The organism is Brachyspira sp., assembly GCF_029258575.1.
In the GTDB taxonomy this organism is placed as follows: domain Bacteria; phylum Spirochaetota; class Brachyspiria; order Brachyspirales; family Brachyspiraceae; genus Brachyspira.
This window is the reverse complement of sequence record NZ_JARHYI010000070.1, coordinates 1-19,102: the sequence shown is the minus strand read 5'-3', so window position 1 is coordinate 19,102 and position 19,102 is coordinate 1. Positions and strand designations below refer to the sequence as shown.

Here is a 19,102-nt window from a genome sequence, read left to right as displayed (position 1 = left end):
GTTATATTGGTATGTGATAATAATAAAAAATATTTATAACTGAATTAAGTTGAGGGTACAATAATGAGAGTTCCATTAAGTTGGCTAAAAGAGTTTGTTAATTTAGACGGATTTGATGTAGAAGAAATTGCTAAAAAAATAACTCTTGCAGGAAGTGAAATTTCGTCAATAGAAACAACAGGAGGAGACATACCGGGAGTTATTATTGGAAAAATAATATCCGTACATAAACACCCAGATGCTGATAAATTAAGCGTTTGTAAGGTTGATGTAGGAGATGGAGATGTACTCTCTATAGTTTGTGGTGCTTCCAATGTAAGAGAAGGAATATATGTTCCTATAGCTATGATAGGTGCCAAACTTCCTAATGGTCTTACAATTAAGAAGGCTTCTATAAGAGGTTTTGAAAGTAATGGTATGATATGTTCCAGAACTGAATTAGGTTATGAGGAAGCAGAGGGTGTTTATGGTATTTGGGTATTAGACGAAGATATAGAGAAAGTTCATGCTGACAAAGATAGTATATTAGGGAATTCCCTTTCTACTATAGTTGGAAGTACAGATCATATATTCAATGTTGAAATTACGGCAAATAGGGGAGATTTGGTCAGTATTATAGGTTTTGCCCGTGAATGTTCTTTGGTTTTAGAGAGAAGAGTAAGTATTCCTTCTGTTAATACTTATGATGCTGCAGGCGGAAATATAGATATAACTGTAGAAAATCAGGAAAGCTGTTACAAATATGTAGGAAGACTTATAAAAGATATAACGGTAGGACCTTCTCCTGATTGGATGCAGAAAAGATTAAAAATGTGTGGTATTAATCCTGTTAATAATATTGTTGATGTTACAAATTATGTTATGCTTGAATATGGTCAGCCTCTTCATGCTTATGATTTTGATAAGGTAAAAGACAGTAAGATTATAGTGAGAGATGCTAGAATTGGAGAGAAAATTAAACTTCTTGATGGAAGGGATATAGATCTCACAGATGAAGTTTTGGTTATTGCAGATAGTGAAAAACCTATAGGTATTGCTGGAGTTATGGGTGGCGATTCTACAAAGATTGAAGATGAAACAAAAACAATATTGATAGAAAGTGCATATTTTGATCATATAGCTGTGAAAAAATCTACAATAGCATCTAATACAAAAACTGATGCTTCATATAGATTTGAAAGAGAAATAGATCATACTCTTACACTAGCAGCTTTAAATAGAGTTGTAGATTTAATAGTAACTTTAGATAATTCCTGTAAAATAGCTTCAAGATCCAAAGAGGTTAATGTTAAGCAGTTTGAAGTTAATAGAATAGTATTTGACTGCGGACTTGTACAAAAATATTTGGGTCTTAATATGAATAAGATGGAAATATCTTCTATATTCAAAAGATACGGATTCAAAGCTTCAGCACTTGGAGAGAATAATTTAAAAGTTGATATACCTTTTTATAGACATGATTTATCTATAGCAGAAGATTTAATAGAAGAGATTGCAAGAGTTTACGGATATAATAATATAGATTCAAATGTGCCTCATATTAAATGTAATCCTATAAATACTGATTATTCAGAGATTAGTTTTGTAAAACATAGAATGGCTTCTTACGGACTTTATGAAACTAAACAGTATTCTATGGGGGATAGTAATGTATTTAAGTCTTTGGGAATAGAAGAAGATAAGTTAATAAAGGTAGTAAATCCATTAACTAATGAAATGGATGTATTAAGACCTACAACTTTAGTTTCTCTTCTTAATAGCGTTGCTTATAATCAAAATCACAGGCATAAAAATGGAGCTTTATTTGAGATTGGAAATATTTTTTATAAAGAAAATGAAAAGTTTGTTGAAGAGAAGCATTTATCTGCTGTTATGTTCGGACTTTATCAGGAAAAATTATGGAATAAAGATGTCAGAGCTTATGACTTTTTTGATATGAGCGGAGTTGCTGAAGAGCTTTTAACAAAAGATTTAAAATGTACTGATTATAATTTGATACCTAAAGAACATAAATGGTTTATACCTACTATGTCTGCTGATATTATTATATTTGGAGAGAAAATAGGTGTTATTGGAAGACTTCATCCTAAAATTTTGAAGATTTTTGATATAAATAGCGAAGTGTACCTTTTAGATATTGATATTAGAAAAACTTTGAAGCTTGTAAAAGAGAGAGTAAAAAAACAGAAGTTAAAAGATATAGGAAAATATCCTGCTGTATTCAGAGATTTAGCTTTAGTATGCAGTAATGATATAGAGTTTAATAAAGTTATAAAATCCATAACTAAATTTAACAGTATAATACAGAATGTTGATGTTGTTGATAGGTATGTGGGTGAGCAGGTGGATGAAGGAAAGCAGTCCATTGCGATATCTATAACTTATTATGATCCTAATAAAACTTTGAGAGAAGAAGATATTAATACTGTTGAAACTTCTTTACTTGAGATGCTTAAAACTAGATTTAATATTAATTTGCGTGCTTAATTTATATAGGAGTTTTATAATGGAGTATGATATAATTTCTTGGGAAAATATAAATGAAGCTATTGAAGTATTGGCAAAAAAGATAGAAGATTCAAATATACGCTATGAAGTTATTTATGGTTTGGCAAGAGGAGGATTAGTTCCTGCAGTTATGCTTTCGCATAAACTTAAAATTCCTATGGTTCTTAATATGGAAGAGGTTTGGAGGCTTAAAGTAAAAAATAAGGCTGCTTTAATAGTAGATGATATATCAGATACAGGTGAAACTTTAAGATATTTCGATGATCAGAAATTTGATATAGCAACTTTATTTGTAAGAGAGCATACAAGTAAAATAAAACCTAAATACAGTTATAAAAATATTAATCATGATAATTGGCTTTTATTTCCTTGGGAAACTAAAGATTCAAGTAAATAATAATCTTGAAATAGTATAATAATAACGAATCTTATTGGTTCATAATTTTTTGTTGCTGTTGTTAGAAATAAATTTATTTAAAATACATGATATTAATTATCAGTTTTTAATATACTGATTTAAAAAATTAATAATATTCTATAAAATACTATTTATAGATAGTAAAAAAATATAAAATGTAATATATATTGCTTTTTTGACAATTTTGAAATTTTATGTATAATTAGTAAAAAAATCTAAATTAATAGATTATGAATAATAAAGTAAAGAGCTATATATATGAAAAATTAAAATGTATTCCAGATAAGTCTGGAGTATATTTTATGAAAGATGATAAAGAAACTATAATCTATATAGGTAAAGCAAAATCGCTCAAAAAGAGAGTTTCATCGTATTTTAATAATTCAAATAAAGATGCAAAAACAACAGCATTAGTTGAGCATATTAGAGATATTGATTATATATTAACAGAAAATGAGGTTGAGGCTTTAATATTAGAAGCGGAGATGATAAGAAAGCATAAGCCACATTATAATATACTTCTTAAAGATCAGAAATCATTTCCATTTGTAGCGGTTACCAATGAACGTTTTCCAAGAGTTATTAAGGCTAGAAATGTTATAGATAAGGAAAATTCAAAGAAATATAAAAAATATTATGGTCCTTATGTTGCTGCTGAGAAAGCTGACAATATAGTAAAATTTGTAATTGATAATTTTAAATTAAGAAGATGTAAATATGACTTTCCATTAAAAAGACCTATAAGACCCTGTTTATATTATCATATAGGGAAATGTACAGCTCCTTGTGCAGATTTGATTAGCGAAGAGGATTATGATAAAACGATTGATGATGCTATAATGGTTCTTGAAGGTAATGTAGATGAACTTACTTCAAGATTAAAGGAGAATATGTTTATTCATGCAGAGAAATTAGAATTTGAAGCTGCTAAAGATTTGAGGGATAAAATTGATTTGCTTAAATATATAACTGTTGAGCAGAGCATATATATACCTGAAAGTGATGATATTGATATAATAGGAGCTTATGGAGAGAATGTAAATTATATTATAGTTATTCTGTCCATAAAGAGTGGTAAACTTGTAGATAGAAAAACTTTTAGTATGCAGTCTCCTAATAATAATGATGAATATTATGAAGAGATGGGCATATCAAAATATTCTGAGATACTTTCAGCATTTTTTACACAATACTATACTCATGCCAATTTAATACCTTCTTCTATATTTACAGATTTTCCACTTATAGATGCGGATATAATAAAAGATTATTTAAAAGAGGTTTCAGGAAGAGAAGTAGATATAAGATTGGATAAGAGCAGAAAAGGATTAATGAGTATAGCAAATGAGAATGCCAAACATTTATTTAAAGAAAAGGCTTTGATTAGAGAAGTTCCTTTAGGCATAACAAGACTTAAGGAAATATTCAAATTGAAAAAAGATCCTACTATCATAGAATCTTTTGATATAGCACATATTCAAGGAAGCTATACTATGGCTGGAATGGTGAGATTTGTTAATGGAGTTTCTGACAATAAGAATTATAGAATATTTAATATGAAAACAGTTACAGGTATAGATGATTTTGCATCTATAAAAGAGGCAGTTTACAGAAGATATAAAAGACTCAAAGAAGAGAATTTAACTTTTCCAGATTTAATACTTATAGACGGAGGAAGAGGACAGCTCAATTCAGCAATAGAAGCTTTAAAAGAACTTGATATAAATGGACAGCCTATAATGGCACTTGCTAAAAAGTTTGAAGAAATATATCTTCCTAACATGGATAAGCCTGTTCAATTGAGTGATAATGAACCTGCAAGATTATTTTTGCAAAAGGTTAGAGATGAAACTCATAGATGGGTTAATACGAGTCATGGTAAAAAGAGAAGTAGGGAAATGGTTAAAAGCGAGCTTGAGAGTATAGAAGGTATTGGAAAGAAAACTATAGAAAAACTTTATGTTCATTTTATAAATATAGATAATATTAAAAAAGCATCTTTTGAAAGTATTAGAAATATACCTGGTATAAGCTATAAGGCGGCAAATAATATATATGACTATTTTCATAAATAATTATTTTAAACTTGAAATAATAAATATTTAAGGTATAATAAAATATATATTTAGGGGAGCTTAAAAGGCTGAGAGTAAGTTTAATTTCTATTTTAAAACTTAGACCCTTATAACCTGTTGGATAATGCCAGTGTAGGGAAATATTTTGTATTGATTAGATACGAGATCAGTTTTCTAAAATTGGTCTCGTTTTTTATTTTTTATGCACTTGTAATTTTTTCATTAAGGTTTCTCTAAATTATTAATTCATATATATATTAGGATTTTTTATGAGTAATATTTCTAATTCAAAAACTATTAATAATAATTTGAGTGATATTAAGTATAGCAAATTATCTTATCTAAAATTTATTATTTTAAGTGCTTTTGGTGTATTTATGTTTTTTATAACAATAAATATTAATGGAGTTAAATCAATACCAATAGATCATTTAGTTAGTTTTATAAGAAAGATTCCATTTGTAGATCCTTATTATGGTATAATTATTACAATGATAGGAGGGATATATCCTTTTATCAATAAATCTTGGAATAAAAATAAAACAGAAATAGTATTTTCATTTATAAAAGTTTTGGCAATACCTTTTGTTATAATGGCATATTTTAAATTGGGACCATCAGATTTTCATAAACCGAATATGCTGCCTTTTTCATATAGGCTTCTTACACAAGTTGCGATTCTCATACCAATAGGGGCAGTATGTTTATCTTTTTTAATAGATTACGGACTTATGGCTTTTGTAGGAATATTTATGCGTTATATAATGCGTCCTATTTGGAAAACGCCAGGTATGTCTTCTATAGACGCATTGGCTTCTTTTATAGGAAGTTATTCTGTGGGACTTCTTATAACAAATAAAGTTTATAAAGAAGGTTATTATTCTACGAAAGAGGCATGCATAATAGCTACGGGATTTTCAACCGTATCAACTACATTTATGGTTGTTGTTGCAAAAACTTTGGGTATAATAGATAAATGGAATATATATTTTTGGGGAACTTTGGCTATAACATTTATAGTTACTGCAATTACAGTGAGGCTTTACCCTTTGAGAAACAAATCAGATAAAGGTTATTTGAATAGAGATATAATTGAAGAACCTAAATTCACAGGTGGAAATATTTTTAAAAAGGCATTGTATGAAGGTGTAAGTGTAGCTGATAAATCAAGTAATTTTTTAAACAATATAATACAAAATTTAAAAGAAGGTTTATTAATATCTATATCTATAATGCCAAATTTCATGGCTATAACATTTATAGGTTTACTAATAGTTAATTATACGCCTTTATTTGATTTTGTAAGTTATATATTTCTTCCTTTCACTAAATTATTAGGTTTAGGCAATGAGGCTTATACAGTTGCCAAGGCTTGCTCTATAACAATAGTAGAGATGTTTTCTTCTTCAAGTATTATTATGGATTCAAGTCAATTGGCTAAAAGTGTAATAGCTATAGTATGTGTTTCTGAAATACTTTACTTTGCTGCACCTATTCCTTGTATGCTTGCTACTGATATTCCTATAAGAATAAGAGATATTATTATTATATGGATAGAAAGAATAATACTTTCTTTGATATTGGCAGTACCTTTTGCATATTTATTTTTGAGATAGATTATTTAATTTATTATAAATAAGGAGTATAAAATGAATACATTACAAAATGAAATATCTAAAGCAATTTCAAATATGAAATTAAAAAGTCCTTTAGTTCATAATATTACCAACTATGTTGTTATGCAAATTACAGCTAATGCATTGCTTGCGGTAGGAGCTTCTCCTGTTATGACATTTGAAAAAGAAGAATTTGAAGATATGCTTTCTATAGCTTCATCATTGGTTATTAATATTGGTACATTAACTAAAAATTCTATTGAGGCTATGTACAGTGCATGTGAAATAGCAAATAAAAAAAATGTTCCTTTTGTTATTGATCCAGTTGGAGCTGGAGCTACTAAACTTAGAACTAAAACAGCTATTGATTTGATTAAAAATTATAATCCTAAAGTTGTAAGAGGTAATGCTTCTGAAATAATGGTTCTCTCTGGTGAAAGTGTAAATACAAAAGGAGTAGACAGCACTGCTAATGTTAATATGGCATTGGAAGCTGGTAAACATTTAGGCAAAGAATATAATACAGTTGTAAGTATAAGCGGAGAAACTGATATCATTACAGATGGAGATAGAGTTTTATATATAAGTGGTGGTTCTAATTTAATGCCTATTAATACTGGTATGGGATGTACTTCTACTGCAATTACAGGTGCTATGATTGCTGTGTCTGAACCTTTGATTGCTGCTGCATCTGCTATGTGTATAATGGCTTCAGCAGGAGAATCTGCTGCAAAGAAAGCTCAAGGACCTGCTAGTTTTTCTATTGCATTTATTGATGAGCTTTATAAACTTGATATTAATGATGCTTCAAATAGAGTGAAAGAATAGAGTATTATTTATAAAATATTGTTTATCTAACAAAATATTTCATATAAAAATAGTTTGTAATTTTTTTATATATTTAATTGTTTATATGTATTTATTTTATAACTATTCAATAATTATACTTCAAAATACATATTAATTGACAATCATAGTATATTTTACTATACTAATTAAATATAGCTCATTATAATTAATAAAGGATTTCTATATGAAAAAAATATTATTTTCAATTTTTATTATATCTAGTTTAATTTTGTCATGTCAAGGTAATGCAGGAACTGATAAATCTTCAAGTTCTGCTTCAGGTGACTCTAAAAAGATAGTATTAATAACAATGGATTCCATAGATGAACATTGGCTTTCAGTTAAGAAAGGTGCTGAGGATAAAGCTGCTGAATTGGGAAATGTGGAATTAATATTCAGAGCTCCTGCTGGAAAAACTGATCCTAATGAACAAACTCGTATGGCTGAAGATGCTATAAATCAACAAGTAGATGCTATATTATTAGCTCCTTCTGATGCTGCTGCTTTGGTTCCTGTTGCTGCTAGAATAAAAGCTGCTAATATACCTCTTGTTTTGATAGATTCAGGAATTACTACAGAAGATTATGATTCTTTCTTATCTACTGATAATGAGGCTGCTGGTGCTTTAGCTGCTGATACTTTTGCTAAATTAGTAAATTCAAAAGGAAAAATAGGAATAGTTCATGCCCAACCTGCTGCTGCTACTGCTATAGCTAGAGGTAAAGGTTTTGAAGCTAGAATAAAAGAAATAGCTCCAGAAATAGAAATAGTTTCTGTACAATATTCTGATGGAGATAAAGCTAAAGCATTGAATATAGCTACTGATATAATGACAGCTAATCCTGATTTGGTTGGATTCTTTGCTTCTAATGAAGGTTCTACAGTAGGAGTTGCAAGAGCTATAGAAGATATGGGTAAAAAAGATACTGTTATGTTAGTTGGTTTTGATAAATCGCAGGATACAATCAGAGCTTTAGAAAATGGTACATTAAAAGCTACTGTAGTTCAAAATCCTTATAAAATGGGATTTGATGGATTGCAGTCTGCTGTAGATATAATAGATGGAAAAGAAGTTACTAGATTATTGGATACTGGAGTAAATGTTGTTACTTTAGAAAATATTGATACTATAAAATAATTCAAAATAAATTTTATTATTGATTAGATAATATTTTATAATGTTATCTAATCAATATTTTTATGTAGGTTTATATGTCTAATATAGTTGGAGTAGATATAGGCGGTACTAAAACTTCAGTAATAATAGGAAGTAGTAGCCCTGAAATTTTTGCAAAAGAAAAATTTGAAACATTAGATAGTTCATCGACATTAAAAAATGTAGTTGAAATAATAAAAGACTATCAATCTAAATATGGTAATATAGAAAGTATTGGTATAAGTTGTGGAGGACCTCTTTCTAGTAAAGATGGAATCATAATTTGTCCCCCTAATTTACCTCAATGGAAAAATGTAGAAATAGTTAAATATTTTGATGAACACTTAAATATACATTCAAAATTAGAGAATGATGCCAATGCTTGTGCAATAGCCGAATATTTATGGGGAGCTGGAAATAATACTTCTAATATGGCTTTTTTTACATTTGGTACAGGTTTGGGTGCTGGACTTATATTAAATGGGCAATTATATAGGGGGGCTTCCGATATGGCTGGCGAAATAGGTCATATAAGACTTAATGATGAAGGACCTATGGGATATAATAAAGCTGGTTCTTTTGAAGGTTTTTGCAGTGGTGGTGGAATAGTCAAACTTTGTGAGATTAGATTAAAAGAAAAATCTAAAGAAAAAGATACAGAAGAATTTATAAGTCTTTTAAATAATAAAAATTTGACAACTTATGAAATAGCTAATATAGCCAAAATGGGGAATAAATTTGCTGTTTCTATATTTGAAGAAAGTGCTTTTTATTTGGGAAGAGGCATATCTATATTAATTGATATTCTTAATTTAGAAAAAATAATTATAGGAGGAATATATACTAGAATGGAATCCTATTTCAAAGATACTATGCTTAAAATAATTAAATTTGAAGCTTTGGAATATAGTGCCAATTTTTGTGAAATAGTTCCTTCTTTTTTAGGAGAATCTATTGGAGATTATTCTGCATTGGCTGTTGCTATGAATAAAATATAAAATATGGAGATATAATGTCAGATATAGTTTTTAGTGCAAAAAATATTTCAAAAGGATTTTTTGGTGTACCTGTATTAAAAAATGTAAATTTAGATATGATGAAAGGTGAAGTTCATGCTATTTTAGGTGAAAATGGTGCTGGAAAATCAACTTTGATGAAAATTATTGCTGGTGTATATACTTATGATTCTGGAGAATTATTTTTAGAAGGTAAGCCTGTTCATTTTGATAAACCTGCCGATGCTATAAATAATGGCATTACTACCATACACCAAGAATTAAATATGTGTACTCATCTTACAGTAATGGAAAATCTTTTTCTTGCTAGAGAATATAAAAAGAATTATCTATTTTTAGATAAGAAAAAAATGCGTGAAAAGGCTGTAGAATGGCTTAGACGATTTGGTATTCAAGATGATGTTGATACTATTGTAAAAAAATTACCTATATCAAAACAGCAAATAGTTGAAATAGCAAGAGCAGTTTCTTTATCTTCTAAAGTTTTAATAATGGATGAGCCTACTTCTTCATTATCCAATAGAGAAACAGATCAATTATTCGGTATTATACATAGTTTGAAAAAAGATGGTATATCTATAATATATATCTCTCATAGATTGGAGGAATTAGATTATATTGCTGATAGAATTACCGTTTTAAGAGATGGCAATTTTATAATGAGCAAACCATATAAAGAAACCAATATAGATGAAATAATATCTGCTATGGCTGGAAGAACTATTACAGATAAATATCCTAAAGTTGATGTACCTATAGGAGAAACTATTTTAAGTGTAAAAAATATAGCTTGTGAACCATTTTTTAGAGATATAAGTTTTGAAGTTAAGAAAGGTGAAATTTTAGGTTTTGCTGGTCTTGTGGGGGCTGGAAGAACAAAGATAGCTAAATCTTTATTCGGAGTTTTTAAAATTCAAAAGGGAGAATTAACTTTAAATGGGAAAAAAATAGAAATTAATAGTATAAAGGATGCTATAAAGAATGGTGTTGTATATGTTCCTGAAGATAGAAAAACTGAAGGTTTAGCTTTAAAGATGAGTATATGGCAAAATAGTATTATGCCTAATATAAAATCTTTTTCTAATCCTTTTTTTGTTTATGTAAAAAAATTATTTAATTGCTTATTAAAATTAAAAGATGATTTGAAAATAAAAATGAGAGTACCTGAAGATAAAGTTCAATTTTTAAGTGGAGGAAATCAACAGAAAATTATGATAGGTAAATGGATATTAAATAATCCTTTTATATATATTTTTGATGAGCCAACTAGGGGAGTTGATGTAAATTCCAAAATAAATATATATAATATTATTAATGATATTAAAAAATCAGGAAATGGTATAATGGTTATATCTTCAGAATTGCCTGAATTACTTGGGATATGCGATAGAATAATAGTTGTATCCAATGGTAGAATTACAGGTGAAGTTGATCCCAAAAAAACAACTCAAGAAGAGATATTGAGATATGCTACTATAAATTATTAATAAAGAGGACTATATGAAAAAAATATTGAACTATATAAATAGAAATTCACAATTAAAACAATTAATATCAATTATGATAGTACTAATAGCTATGATGATAGTATTTTCAATAGCATCAAAATATTTTTTCACCAAAAATAATTTACTTACAGTTGCTTTACAATCATCAATAATAGCAATAATATCCATAGGACAAACTCTTGTTCTTATAACAGGAGGAATTGATTTATCTTTAGGGTCTGTTATTGGTTTTTCTGGAATGTTAAGTTCTATGTTTATGGTTGATGGAATGTCTATACCTATGGCGGTAATATTAGGATGTTTAATAGCTACGACAGTAGGTTTAGTGAATGGTATTTTAATAGTATATGCAAAACTTCCTCCATTTGTAGTTACATTGGGAACTATGAGTATTGTTAAAGGTATAAATTTACTTCTTACAAATGGAATACCAGTATCAGGACTTCCTAAAGGTTTTATTATTATAGGAGGAGGTTCTATTTTAGGTTTGCCTATACCTGTATGGATAATGTTTTTATTAACTTTTATATTCCATTATATATTAACTAAAACACCTTTGGGGCTTCACATTTATGCATCGGGTTCTAATATACAAGCTGCAAAATTATCAGGTATTAATACTAATATAACTATAGTTTTAGTTTATATTTTTTCTGCATTTTTGGCTTCTATAGCTGGAATAATATTTGCTTCAAGAGTACTTTCTGGACAGCCTACAGCTGGTTTTGGATATGAATTGTATGCGGTTGCTTCTTCTGTAATAGGCGGTACTAGTTTAAGTGGAGGAGAAGGAATTATTACAGGTACATTAATTGGATCTTTAATTATTGGAACTCTAAGAAACGGACTTAATTTAATGGGAGTATCAGCATTTTTGCAAGAGGTTATGATTGGATGTGTTATAATAGTTGCTGTGTTTATAGATAAGATAAAAGAAAATTTCAGAAAATAAAAATTTAATAATAAAGGTTATAGTATATTCTATCTTTATTATTATATTAATTACTTTTTTATTTTTGAAATGCAATTTATTAGTTGTTATATTTAATAGCATTACTTTTATTATTAAAATTTTCTAAATCAATAATAGCTTTTAATATAATTTCCTTATCAACCTTGTAAGGTCTTATATTTAAATATCTGGCAGAAACAGCTACTTCTAAAGCATCATACCAACAGATAAAGGCATATCTCCTTTAGCTAAATATGTTATAACATTTGATTATATTCCTTTTGGATAAGTACCTACAAGTATTACACTATATCAAGTTCAGGCGGAAAAAATGCCATAGATAAAAGAAATGTTAATTAGGCATTATAGTAAATTGTACTGTTTCCATATAACTATATCTCTAGGTCTTGTGAATAATACTTTAAAATCTTCTAATTTTAATGTTATACCCATACAGAACATTGATATGGTTAATATAACTTCTTTTTATAAAGTTTACAGATTTTGGTAAAAATAAAGCTAATACCGCTACCACTAATACTATAACTGACATATATTTACCGAAGAAATTGCTTATTTGTTTTTAATGTTTTCATTTTAATTATCATTTATTATTTATTTTTTATTGATTATCTTTTTTTGTTATTTTTAATTTTTATAAAATTATTTAAAATAAATTTAGATTACAACTTATATCAGCTATAAACTAAACAATATTTCTACTGGCTTAAAATATATATATTCAAGCGGTCTGTAATATTAATTTTTTATAATGACTTTTATATTAATAGTGTTTTATTTGATGTTATAGCTTTAAGATACACTATAACATCAATTTTTATTTTTTATTAAAAAAATTATTTCAATACAGCACCAGTATTAGCAGACTGAACAAGTTTTCTATATCTTCCAAGCCAGCCTCTAATTTCTTCTAAAGGTTTAATAGGAATTTCTTTTCTTCTCTTTTCCATTTCTTCATCAGAGATTTCTAAATTGATTTTATGATTAGGTATATCTATACTTATAATATCATTTTCTTTTATGAAAGCAATTTCTCCTCCGCTTGCAGCTTCAGGTGAAACATGCCCTATAGAAGCACCTCTTGAAGCACCAGAGAATCTTCCATCTGTTATTAATGCAACATCTTTATCTAGTTTCATACCAGCGAGAGCAGAAGTAGGGTTTAACATTTCACGCATACCAGGTCCACCTTTAGGTCCTTCATATCTTATAACAACAACATCGCCTTTATTTATTTTTTCAGCATATATTGCAGCTATAGCATCTTCTTCACAGTCAAATACTCTAGCAGGTCCCTTATGTACAAGCATTTCATCAGCAACCGCAGAACGTTTAACAACACATCCATCTTTAGCAATATTACCCCAAAGTATAGTAATACCACCTGTTTTACTATAAGGGTTTTCTATATTTCTTAAAACATTATTATTTTTATTGACAGCATCTTTTATATTTTCGGCTATAGTTTTAGCTGTAGCAGTTAGAAGAGAAGTATTTATAAATCTTCCCTTATCAAGCTCTTTCATTACAGCAGGTATTCCTCCAGCTTTATATAAATCTTCTATATAATTATGTCCAGCAGGTGCCAAATGACAAAGATTAGGAGTACGATCGCTTATCTCATTTATAGTTTGTAAATCTATGGGTATTCCTGCTTCATTAGCTATAGCAAGTAAATGCAGTACACTATTAGTAGAACATCCTAAAGCCATATCTACAGCAAGTGCATTTTTAAAAGATTCAGGAGTTATTATATCTAAAGGCTTTATATCATTTTTTAATAATTCCATAACCTGCATTCCTGCTTTTTTAGCGAGTAAAGTTCTAGCAGAATAGACAGCAGGTATAGTTCCATTTCCAGGAAGAGCTATTCCTAAAGCTTCAGAAAGACAATTCATGCTATTTGCTGTATACATTCCAGCACATGAACCGCAGCTAGGACAAGTATTCTGAGCATACTCTTCAAGTTCAGTATCATTTATAAGATTAGCTTTTTTAGCTCCTACAGCCTCAAATATATTTGATAAACTTATTTTTTCATCGCCATGATCGCCCGGAAGCATAGCACCTCCGCTTATTACTATTCCAGGTATATTCATTCTTAAAAGTCCCATTATCATACCAGGTACTATTTTATCGCAGTTAGGTATTAATACAACTCCATCTAATCCATGAGCTATAACCATACTCTCAACTGAATCGGCTATTAATTCTCTTGAAGGAAGCGAATATTTCATTCCTAAATGTCCCATAGCTATACCATCGCATACGCCTATAGATGGTATAAGTATAGGAGTTCCTCCTCCTATTAATACTCCTGATTTTACAGCTTGAGAAAGTTTGTCAAGATGTATATGTCCAGGTACAATTTCACTATATGCAGAAATAATTCCAATTAGAGGTCTTTTTAATTCTTCATCTGTATAACCCATAGAATAGAACAATGATCTATTTGGTGCTCTTTCGTCACCTTTCAATACTCTATCACTTCTTAAAGAACTGTTTTCTCTGAAACTCATTATTATTTCTCCATTTTTATAAAATTTTGTAAAATTGTAATGCATACATTCTATTAGTAGAATGATAAAAAATCAAGTATTTTTTATTTTTGTGATAGCATTTATCAAATATAATGAATACTTTATCATAAGTTTGGAAGAGATAGCTGCATCTATGAATGAGATTGCTAGTCAATATAGGAATCAGTAAAAAATATTACATCATTAATAACATACAGTAATGAAAAAATATATTTGACTGCTAAAAGTGTAAGAGAATCAAAAGATATTTTTAATGAAATTTCTGAGAAGATGGATAGTGCCTTTTCATTGATGTAGAGAATAAATATAGTCGTTCATTAATAGGGAAAAGGTATAGGACAGATTAATGCTGCTATAAATAATATAGATTCTGCTGTTCAAAAAGAATGCCTGTTTATTACTGAGGATAATTCTGCTTCTAAATCATTATTAAGCGAGGCTAATGAATTGATTAAATCTATAGAATATTTTAAATTAAAAGGATAATTAATTCTATAATTTGTTATATATGTTTGATAAAATCATAGTAATATTATATGAGAAATATAGTGTTGCTATTTTTTTATGAAAATCTCTTGTTAAAAATATTGGAATAGGTTAATATAATTTTAGATAATTTTAAAATATAGGAGAGATTATGTCTGTAATTAGTCAAGAAACAGTTAATTTATTAAATGAACATCTTAATTTAGAACATTATTCTGCTAATCTTTATTTTAATATGGCAGGTTGGTGTGAGAAAGAAGGGTTGAAAGGATGCAGCAAGTTTTTATATAATCATTCATCAGAGGAACATACTCATTTAGAAAAGTTTAGAGAATTCATCAATAAAGCAGGTGGACAGGCTGTAATGGGTGAGATGAAAGCTCCTGAATGTAAATTTAATTCAGTTGAAGAATTATTTGAAAAAATTATTAAGCATGAAGAATATATTACATCATGCATTAATAAATTAGTAAGTATTTCAATGGATAGTAAAGACTATGTTACATTAAAATTTTTAGAGTGGTTTGTTAAAGAACAGCTTGAAGAGGAAGAATTATTCAATGATATTATCAAGAAAATAAGAATTTTAGAAGATTTGAAAGGAAGAAATCTTTATACATTCGACAAATTTGTAGGTAATTTAGATTCACAAGAGCATTGTTCTTAATTTATTGTACCTGCTTCATAATAAAGAATTATTATGGGGCAGGTATTTTTCATTTCATATTAATTTCTAATATTCAAAAGTGTTAATTTTTCATTCTATCTATATGAATTTATGTAAAATATGTTATGATACTATAATTATGTTTTTTTATTGATAAATTTAAAATTTATTATAAAATTATAAAGGTTATAAAATATTAAAAGGAGTTGTATTATGTCTATAATAAAAGATGAAATAATAAAATTATTAAACGGACAATTAAATAAGGAGCTATATTCAGCAAGTCTTTATTTTAATATGGCAGGTTGGTGCGACAAACAGGGATTAAAAGGATGCAGTAAATTCTTATACGGACACTACAAAGAAGAAACTGAACATTTCGATAAGTTTAGAGATTTTATTAATAAAGTAGGTGGACAGTCTATCATAGGAGAAATGCATGCACCTCAAAATGATTTCAAATCAATAGAGGATTTATTTGATACTATTGTAAAACATGAACAGTATATCACTTCATGCATAAATGAATTAGTTGGAAAAGCTATGGAAAGCAAAGATTATATTACTTCAAGATTTTTAGATTGGTTTATACAAGAGCAACTTGAAGAAGAAGAATTATTCAATGATATTGTAGTAAAAATCAATATGCTTGGTAAAGGTAATTTAGAGGGTAGAAATCTATATACATTTGATAAAGCAATGGGTGCTTTAGATACAGAAAGACATTCAAATAGTATAGATATTAATATGCAATAAATTAAATATTATTAGGAGGGTATATGTTTAATAAAGTTCTTGATTTTTTCAAAAAAAAGGATGATAAAAATATTATACCCTCTGAACCTATAACAGCGGATAATTTTTTTAATTATAATAAATCCAATCCTTATGAAATTCGTGCAGTTAATCTCACAAAATATTACGGCAAAAGAAAAATAATATGTGATATTTCCTATAGTGTTAAGCAAGGTGAAGTTGTAGGGCTTTTAGGTCCTAATGGTGCTGGAAAGACTACAAGTTTTTATATAACAGTTGGTTTTGTTACTGCTACAGCAGGAAATGTATATTTAAATGATTTGGATATTACAAAACTTCATATGCATCAAAGAGCAACTTTAGGAATAGGTTATTTACCTCAGGAGGCATCTATTTTCAGGAAACTTTCTGTAGAGGATAATCTGCTGGCTATATTAGAATATAATAAGGCATTATCTACTAAAGACCGAATGAAGATAGCTGATATGCTTCTTGAAGAGTTTAATATCACTCATGTAAGAAAGCAGAAAGGTTATACTCTTTCAGGCGGAGAGAGGAGAAGATGCGAAATTGCAAGGGCATTAACAGTTAATCCAAAATTTATATTATTAGATGAGCCTTTTGCTGGAGTTGACCCTATTGCCGTTATTGATATACAGAATATTATAGCTTCTTTAAAAGAAAAAGGTTTGGGTATATTAATTACAGACCATAATGTAAGGGAAACTTTAAGAATTACTGATAGGGCATATATTATGGGTAATGGACAGATATTGGTAAAAGGTACTTCTGAAGAGATAATAAATGACCCATTGGCTCGTAAAGTATATTTGGGCGAATCATTTAGTATGTAACAATTTTTTATAAACATGAATTTTCTTATAAAAAATAAGGAGCTTTATTCAAGCCCCTTTTTATTTATTTTTTATTAAAGATTATTTAATTATATTATTAATTGATTGCATAATATTATTAAATGAAGTTTCTGTCATATAATATCTATTATTATCATTGCTATTTACTATTTCGTAATTATTAGTATCGTATTTATTTAATATCTCATATGATAAATTATCATTTGCTGTTTGTATATTTATTTTATATAATGATGTATTTTTAGCTATACTATCATTTGTTATTAATCCGTCAGCATTTAAATTAACTAAATCAAATATATTAGCATAAATATCATTGGCATTTACTGTGCTATTGTTCCAAGTTTTGAGCCAATTATTATTAGTATCATTTTGAAGTTTTTCTAAAGTATAAGAATTATTATTATATTCTATAGATATTTTTTGTATATCATCATTTTTTATTTTTGTTATAGTTTTATTTATAAGATCATTTTCAGTTTTATCGAATATATCTTTAGGATTTGAAGCAGTATTTCCAAGTAAATATATATTTTTATCATTATCTATTTTTGAGTATACACTATTTCCAAATGTTGATTTCATACCAAATTTTATATTTCTTACTTCTTTTGAAGAACTATCTAATGCCAAAACAGTTAATGCTTCTTCATCTGATAATTTATATTTTGATATAGTATCATCATCACCTCTTGAAACTATCTCAATGGGCTGTATAGTATTTAAAGCATTTGTAATAGCATCTACTAAAGAATTGTCAGCATTGTATTTATCATTTATAATCCATTTGTCATCATCATATTTTATTGATATAGTTTCATTAGCACCTCTTTTTATTGTTATTTCTGATATATTGGAATTAATTTTTTTCATAGAAGGTAATGAATATCCTTTATTTTTGAAAAAAGTTATTACTATCAATATTATTATTAAAGCAACAATTATAGACGATAATTTTATATATTTTTTTATTATATTATTATTCATGTTTTTTATTACCTTTCATATTTTTATTTATATTATATAACTATTTAATCATCAAAATAGTAAATAATTAAATTATTGATTAATATCATTTATTTTATTCATATTAATAACATTCAAATAATTTTCTAATATTAAAACAGCAGCAATTAAATCATTAGCCTTTTTTTTTACATTCTTTTTTTTTCCTCTCAATATAAAATCAGCCTCTTTTGAAGTGCCGTATTCATCAACAAAAACAATATTTACTTTTATACTTTTTAATAGGAATTCAGAAAATCTTCTTATTTCAGAACACCACTCGCTTTCTTTTCCTTCATCAGATAATGGCAAGCCAAAAACAACAGTGTCAATTTTTTTTTCTTCTATTATGTCCATTAAAGCACGTTTTACTTTTCTTGCATTACTTTCTTCTATAAGTCTGCATGGAAATGGAATTTTTATATCCATATCCATAAAAGCTGTTCCCGTTTTTTTTCGTCCGAAATCTACTCCAAGTATCATTTTATATCCAAATAGTAATATTATTTTATTATAAACTAATTTTAATTAAATTGTAATATTATTATTATATTTTTTGACTAATAATAGAAAACTATTATATTTTATATGTAAAAAATATATTTTGGAGTATGTTATGAAATACATTAATTTATTATTAGTTGTTATTCTAAT

General features: G+C 27.6%; 15 protein-coding genes and 1 riboswitch. Of the genes, 12 read left to right on the top strand and 3 right to left on the bottom strand.

Annotated elements, in window-relative coordinates; translation table 11 throughout:
• Window positions 1-63 precede the first annotated feature (63 nt).
• The 9 genes from pheT to Q1J76_RS05700 all read left to right on the top strand — a co-directional run bounded on the left by pheT (window position 64) and on the right by Q1J76_RS05700 (window position 12,098).
• Window positions 64-2,487: a phenylalanine--tRNA ligase subunit beta gene (gene pheT / locus Q1J76_RS05740; RefSeq protein WP_300368112.1), complete on the top strand. Its 2,424-nt coding sequence runs from the start codon at window positions 64-66 to the stop codon at window positions 2,485-2,487.
• A 19-nt stretch (window positions 2,488-2,506) separates the two neighbouring features.
• Window positions 2,507-2,905, top strand: a complete 399-nt coding sequence (locus tag Q1J76_RS05735; RefSeq protein WP_300368109.1) for a phosphoribosyltransferase — start codon at window positions 2,507-2,509, stop codon at window positions 2,903-2,905.
• A 251-nt stretch (window positions 2,906-3,156) separates the two neighbouring features.
• Window positions 3,157-5,001 (top strand): excinuclease ABC subunit UvrC, encoded by a 1,845-nt coding sequence (uvrC, locus tag Q1J76_RS05730; RefSeq protein WP_300368106.1) that lies wholly within the window; start codon window positions 3,157-3,159, stop codon window positions 4,999-5,001.
• A 42-nt stretch (window positions 5,002-5,043) separates the two neighbouring features.
• A riboswitch (TPP riboswitch) is annotated at window positions 5,044-5,156 on the top strand.
• A 114-nt stretch (window positions 5,157-5,270) separates the two neighbouring features.
• Entirely contained in the window at window positions 5,271-6,617 is a 1,347-nt protein-coding gene (locus Q1J76_RS05725) for a YjiH family protein (protein WP_300368103.1), read from the top strand.
• 33 nt (window positions 6,618-6,650) lie between these two features.
• The gene (thiM, locus tag Q1J76_RS05720; protein ID WP_300368101.1) at window positions 6,651-7,445 is read left to right on the top strand and encodes a hydroxyethylthiazole kinase; all 795 of its coding nucleotides are present in this window, start codon (window positions 6,651-6,653) and stop codon (window positions 7,443-7,445) included.
• 205 nt (window positions 7,446-7,650) lie between these two features.
• Complete coding sequence (locus Q1J76_RS05715; RefSeq protein ID WP_300368098.1) at window positions 7,651-8,604, top strand: ABC transporter substrate-binding protein; 954 nt, start codon at window positions 7,651-7,653, stop codon at window positions 8,602-8,604.
• 74 nt (window positions 8,605-8,678) lie between these two features.
• Window positions 8,679-9,620, top strand: coding sequence for an ROK family protein (locus Q1J76_RS05710; RefSeq protein WP_300368095.1), 942 nt, complete (start codon window positions 8,679-8,681; stop codon window positions 9,618-9,620).
• Between the two features lie 14 nt (window positions 9,621-9,634).
• Window positions 9,635-11,125, top strand: coding sequence for a sugar ABC transporter ATP-binding protein (locus tag Q1J76_RS05705; protein WP_300368091.1), 1,491 nt, complete (start codon window positions 9,635-9,637; stop codon window positions 11,123-11,125).
• Between the two features lie 13 nt (window positions 11,126-11,138).
• The gene (locus Q1J76_RS05700; RefSeq protein ID WP_300368088.1) at window positions 11,139-12,098 is read left to right on the top strand and encodes an ABC transporter permease; all 960 of its coding nucleotides are present in this window, start codon (window positions 11,139-11,141) and stop codon (window positions 12,096-12,098) included.
• A gap of 857 nt (window positions 12,099-12,955) precedes the next feature.
• Here the strand turns inward: Q1J76_RS05700 and ilvD are convergent.
• Window positions 12,956-14,638, bottom strand: coding sequence for a dihydroxy-acid dehydratase (gene ilvD / locus Q1J76_RS05695; RefSeq protein ID WP_300368085.1), 1,683 nt, complete (start codon window positions 14,636-14,638; stop codon window positions 12,956-12,958).
• 658 nt (window positions 14,639-15,296) lie between these two features.
• On the opposite strand from ilvD, the gene Q1J76_RS05685 reads away from it, so the two are divergent.
• From Q1J76_RS05685 to lptB, 3 genes are all read left to right on the top strand, one after another.
• On the top strand, window positions 15,297-15,812 hold the full coding sequence (locus Q1J76_RS05685) for a ferritin (protein WP_300368083.1): 516 nt from the start codon (window positions 15,297-15,299) through the stop codon (window positions 15,810-15,812).
• A gap of 213 nt (window positions 15,813-16,025) precedes the next feature.
• Entirely contained in the window at window positions 16,026-16,568 is a 543-nt protein-coding gene (locus Q1J76_RS05680; RefSeq protein WP_300368081.1) for a ferritin, read from the top strand.
• A 23-nt stretch (window positions 16,569-16,591) separates the two neighbouring features.
• Entirely contained in the window at window positions 16,592-17,422 is an 831-nt protein-coding gene (lptB, locus tag Q1J76_RS05675) for an LPS export ABC transporter ATP-binding protein (RefSeq protein WP_300368078.1), read from the top strand.
• An 81-nt stretch (window positions 17,423-17,503) separates the two neighbouring features.
• Here the strand turns inward: lptB and Q1J76_RS05670 are convergent, their stop codons facing one another.
• The gene (locus tag Q1J76_RS05670) at window positions 17,504-18,430 is read right to left on the bottom strand and encodes a DUF4340 domain-containing protein (RefSeq protein WP_300368075.1); all 927 of its coding nucleotides are present in this window, start codon (window positions 18,428-18,430) and stop codon (window positions 17,504-17,506) included.
• A 72-nt stretch (window positions 18,431-18,502) separates the two neighbouring features.
• Window positions 18,503-18,931: a Holliday junction resolvase RuvX gene (ruvX, locus tag Q1J76_RS05665; protein WP_300368072.1), complete on the bottom strand. Its 429-nt coding sequence runs from the start codon at window positions 18,929-18,931 to the stop codon at window positions 18,503-18,505.
• Window positions 18,932-19,102: the final 171 nt, after the last annotated feature.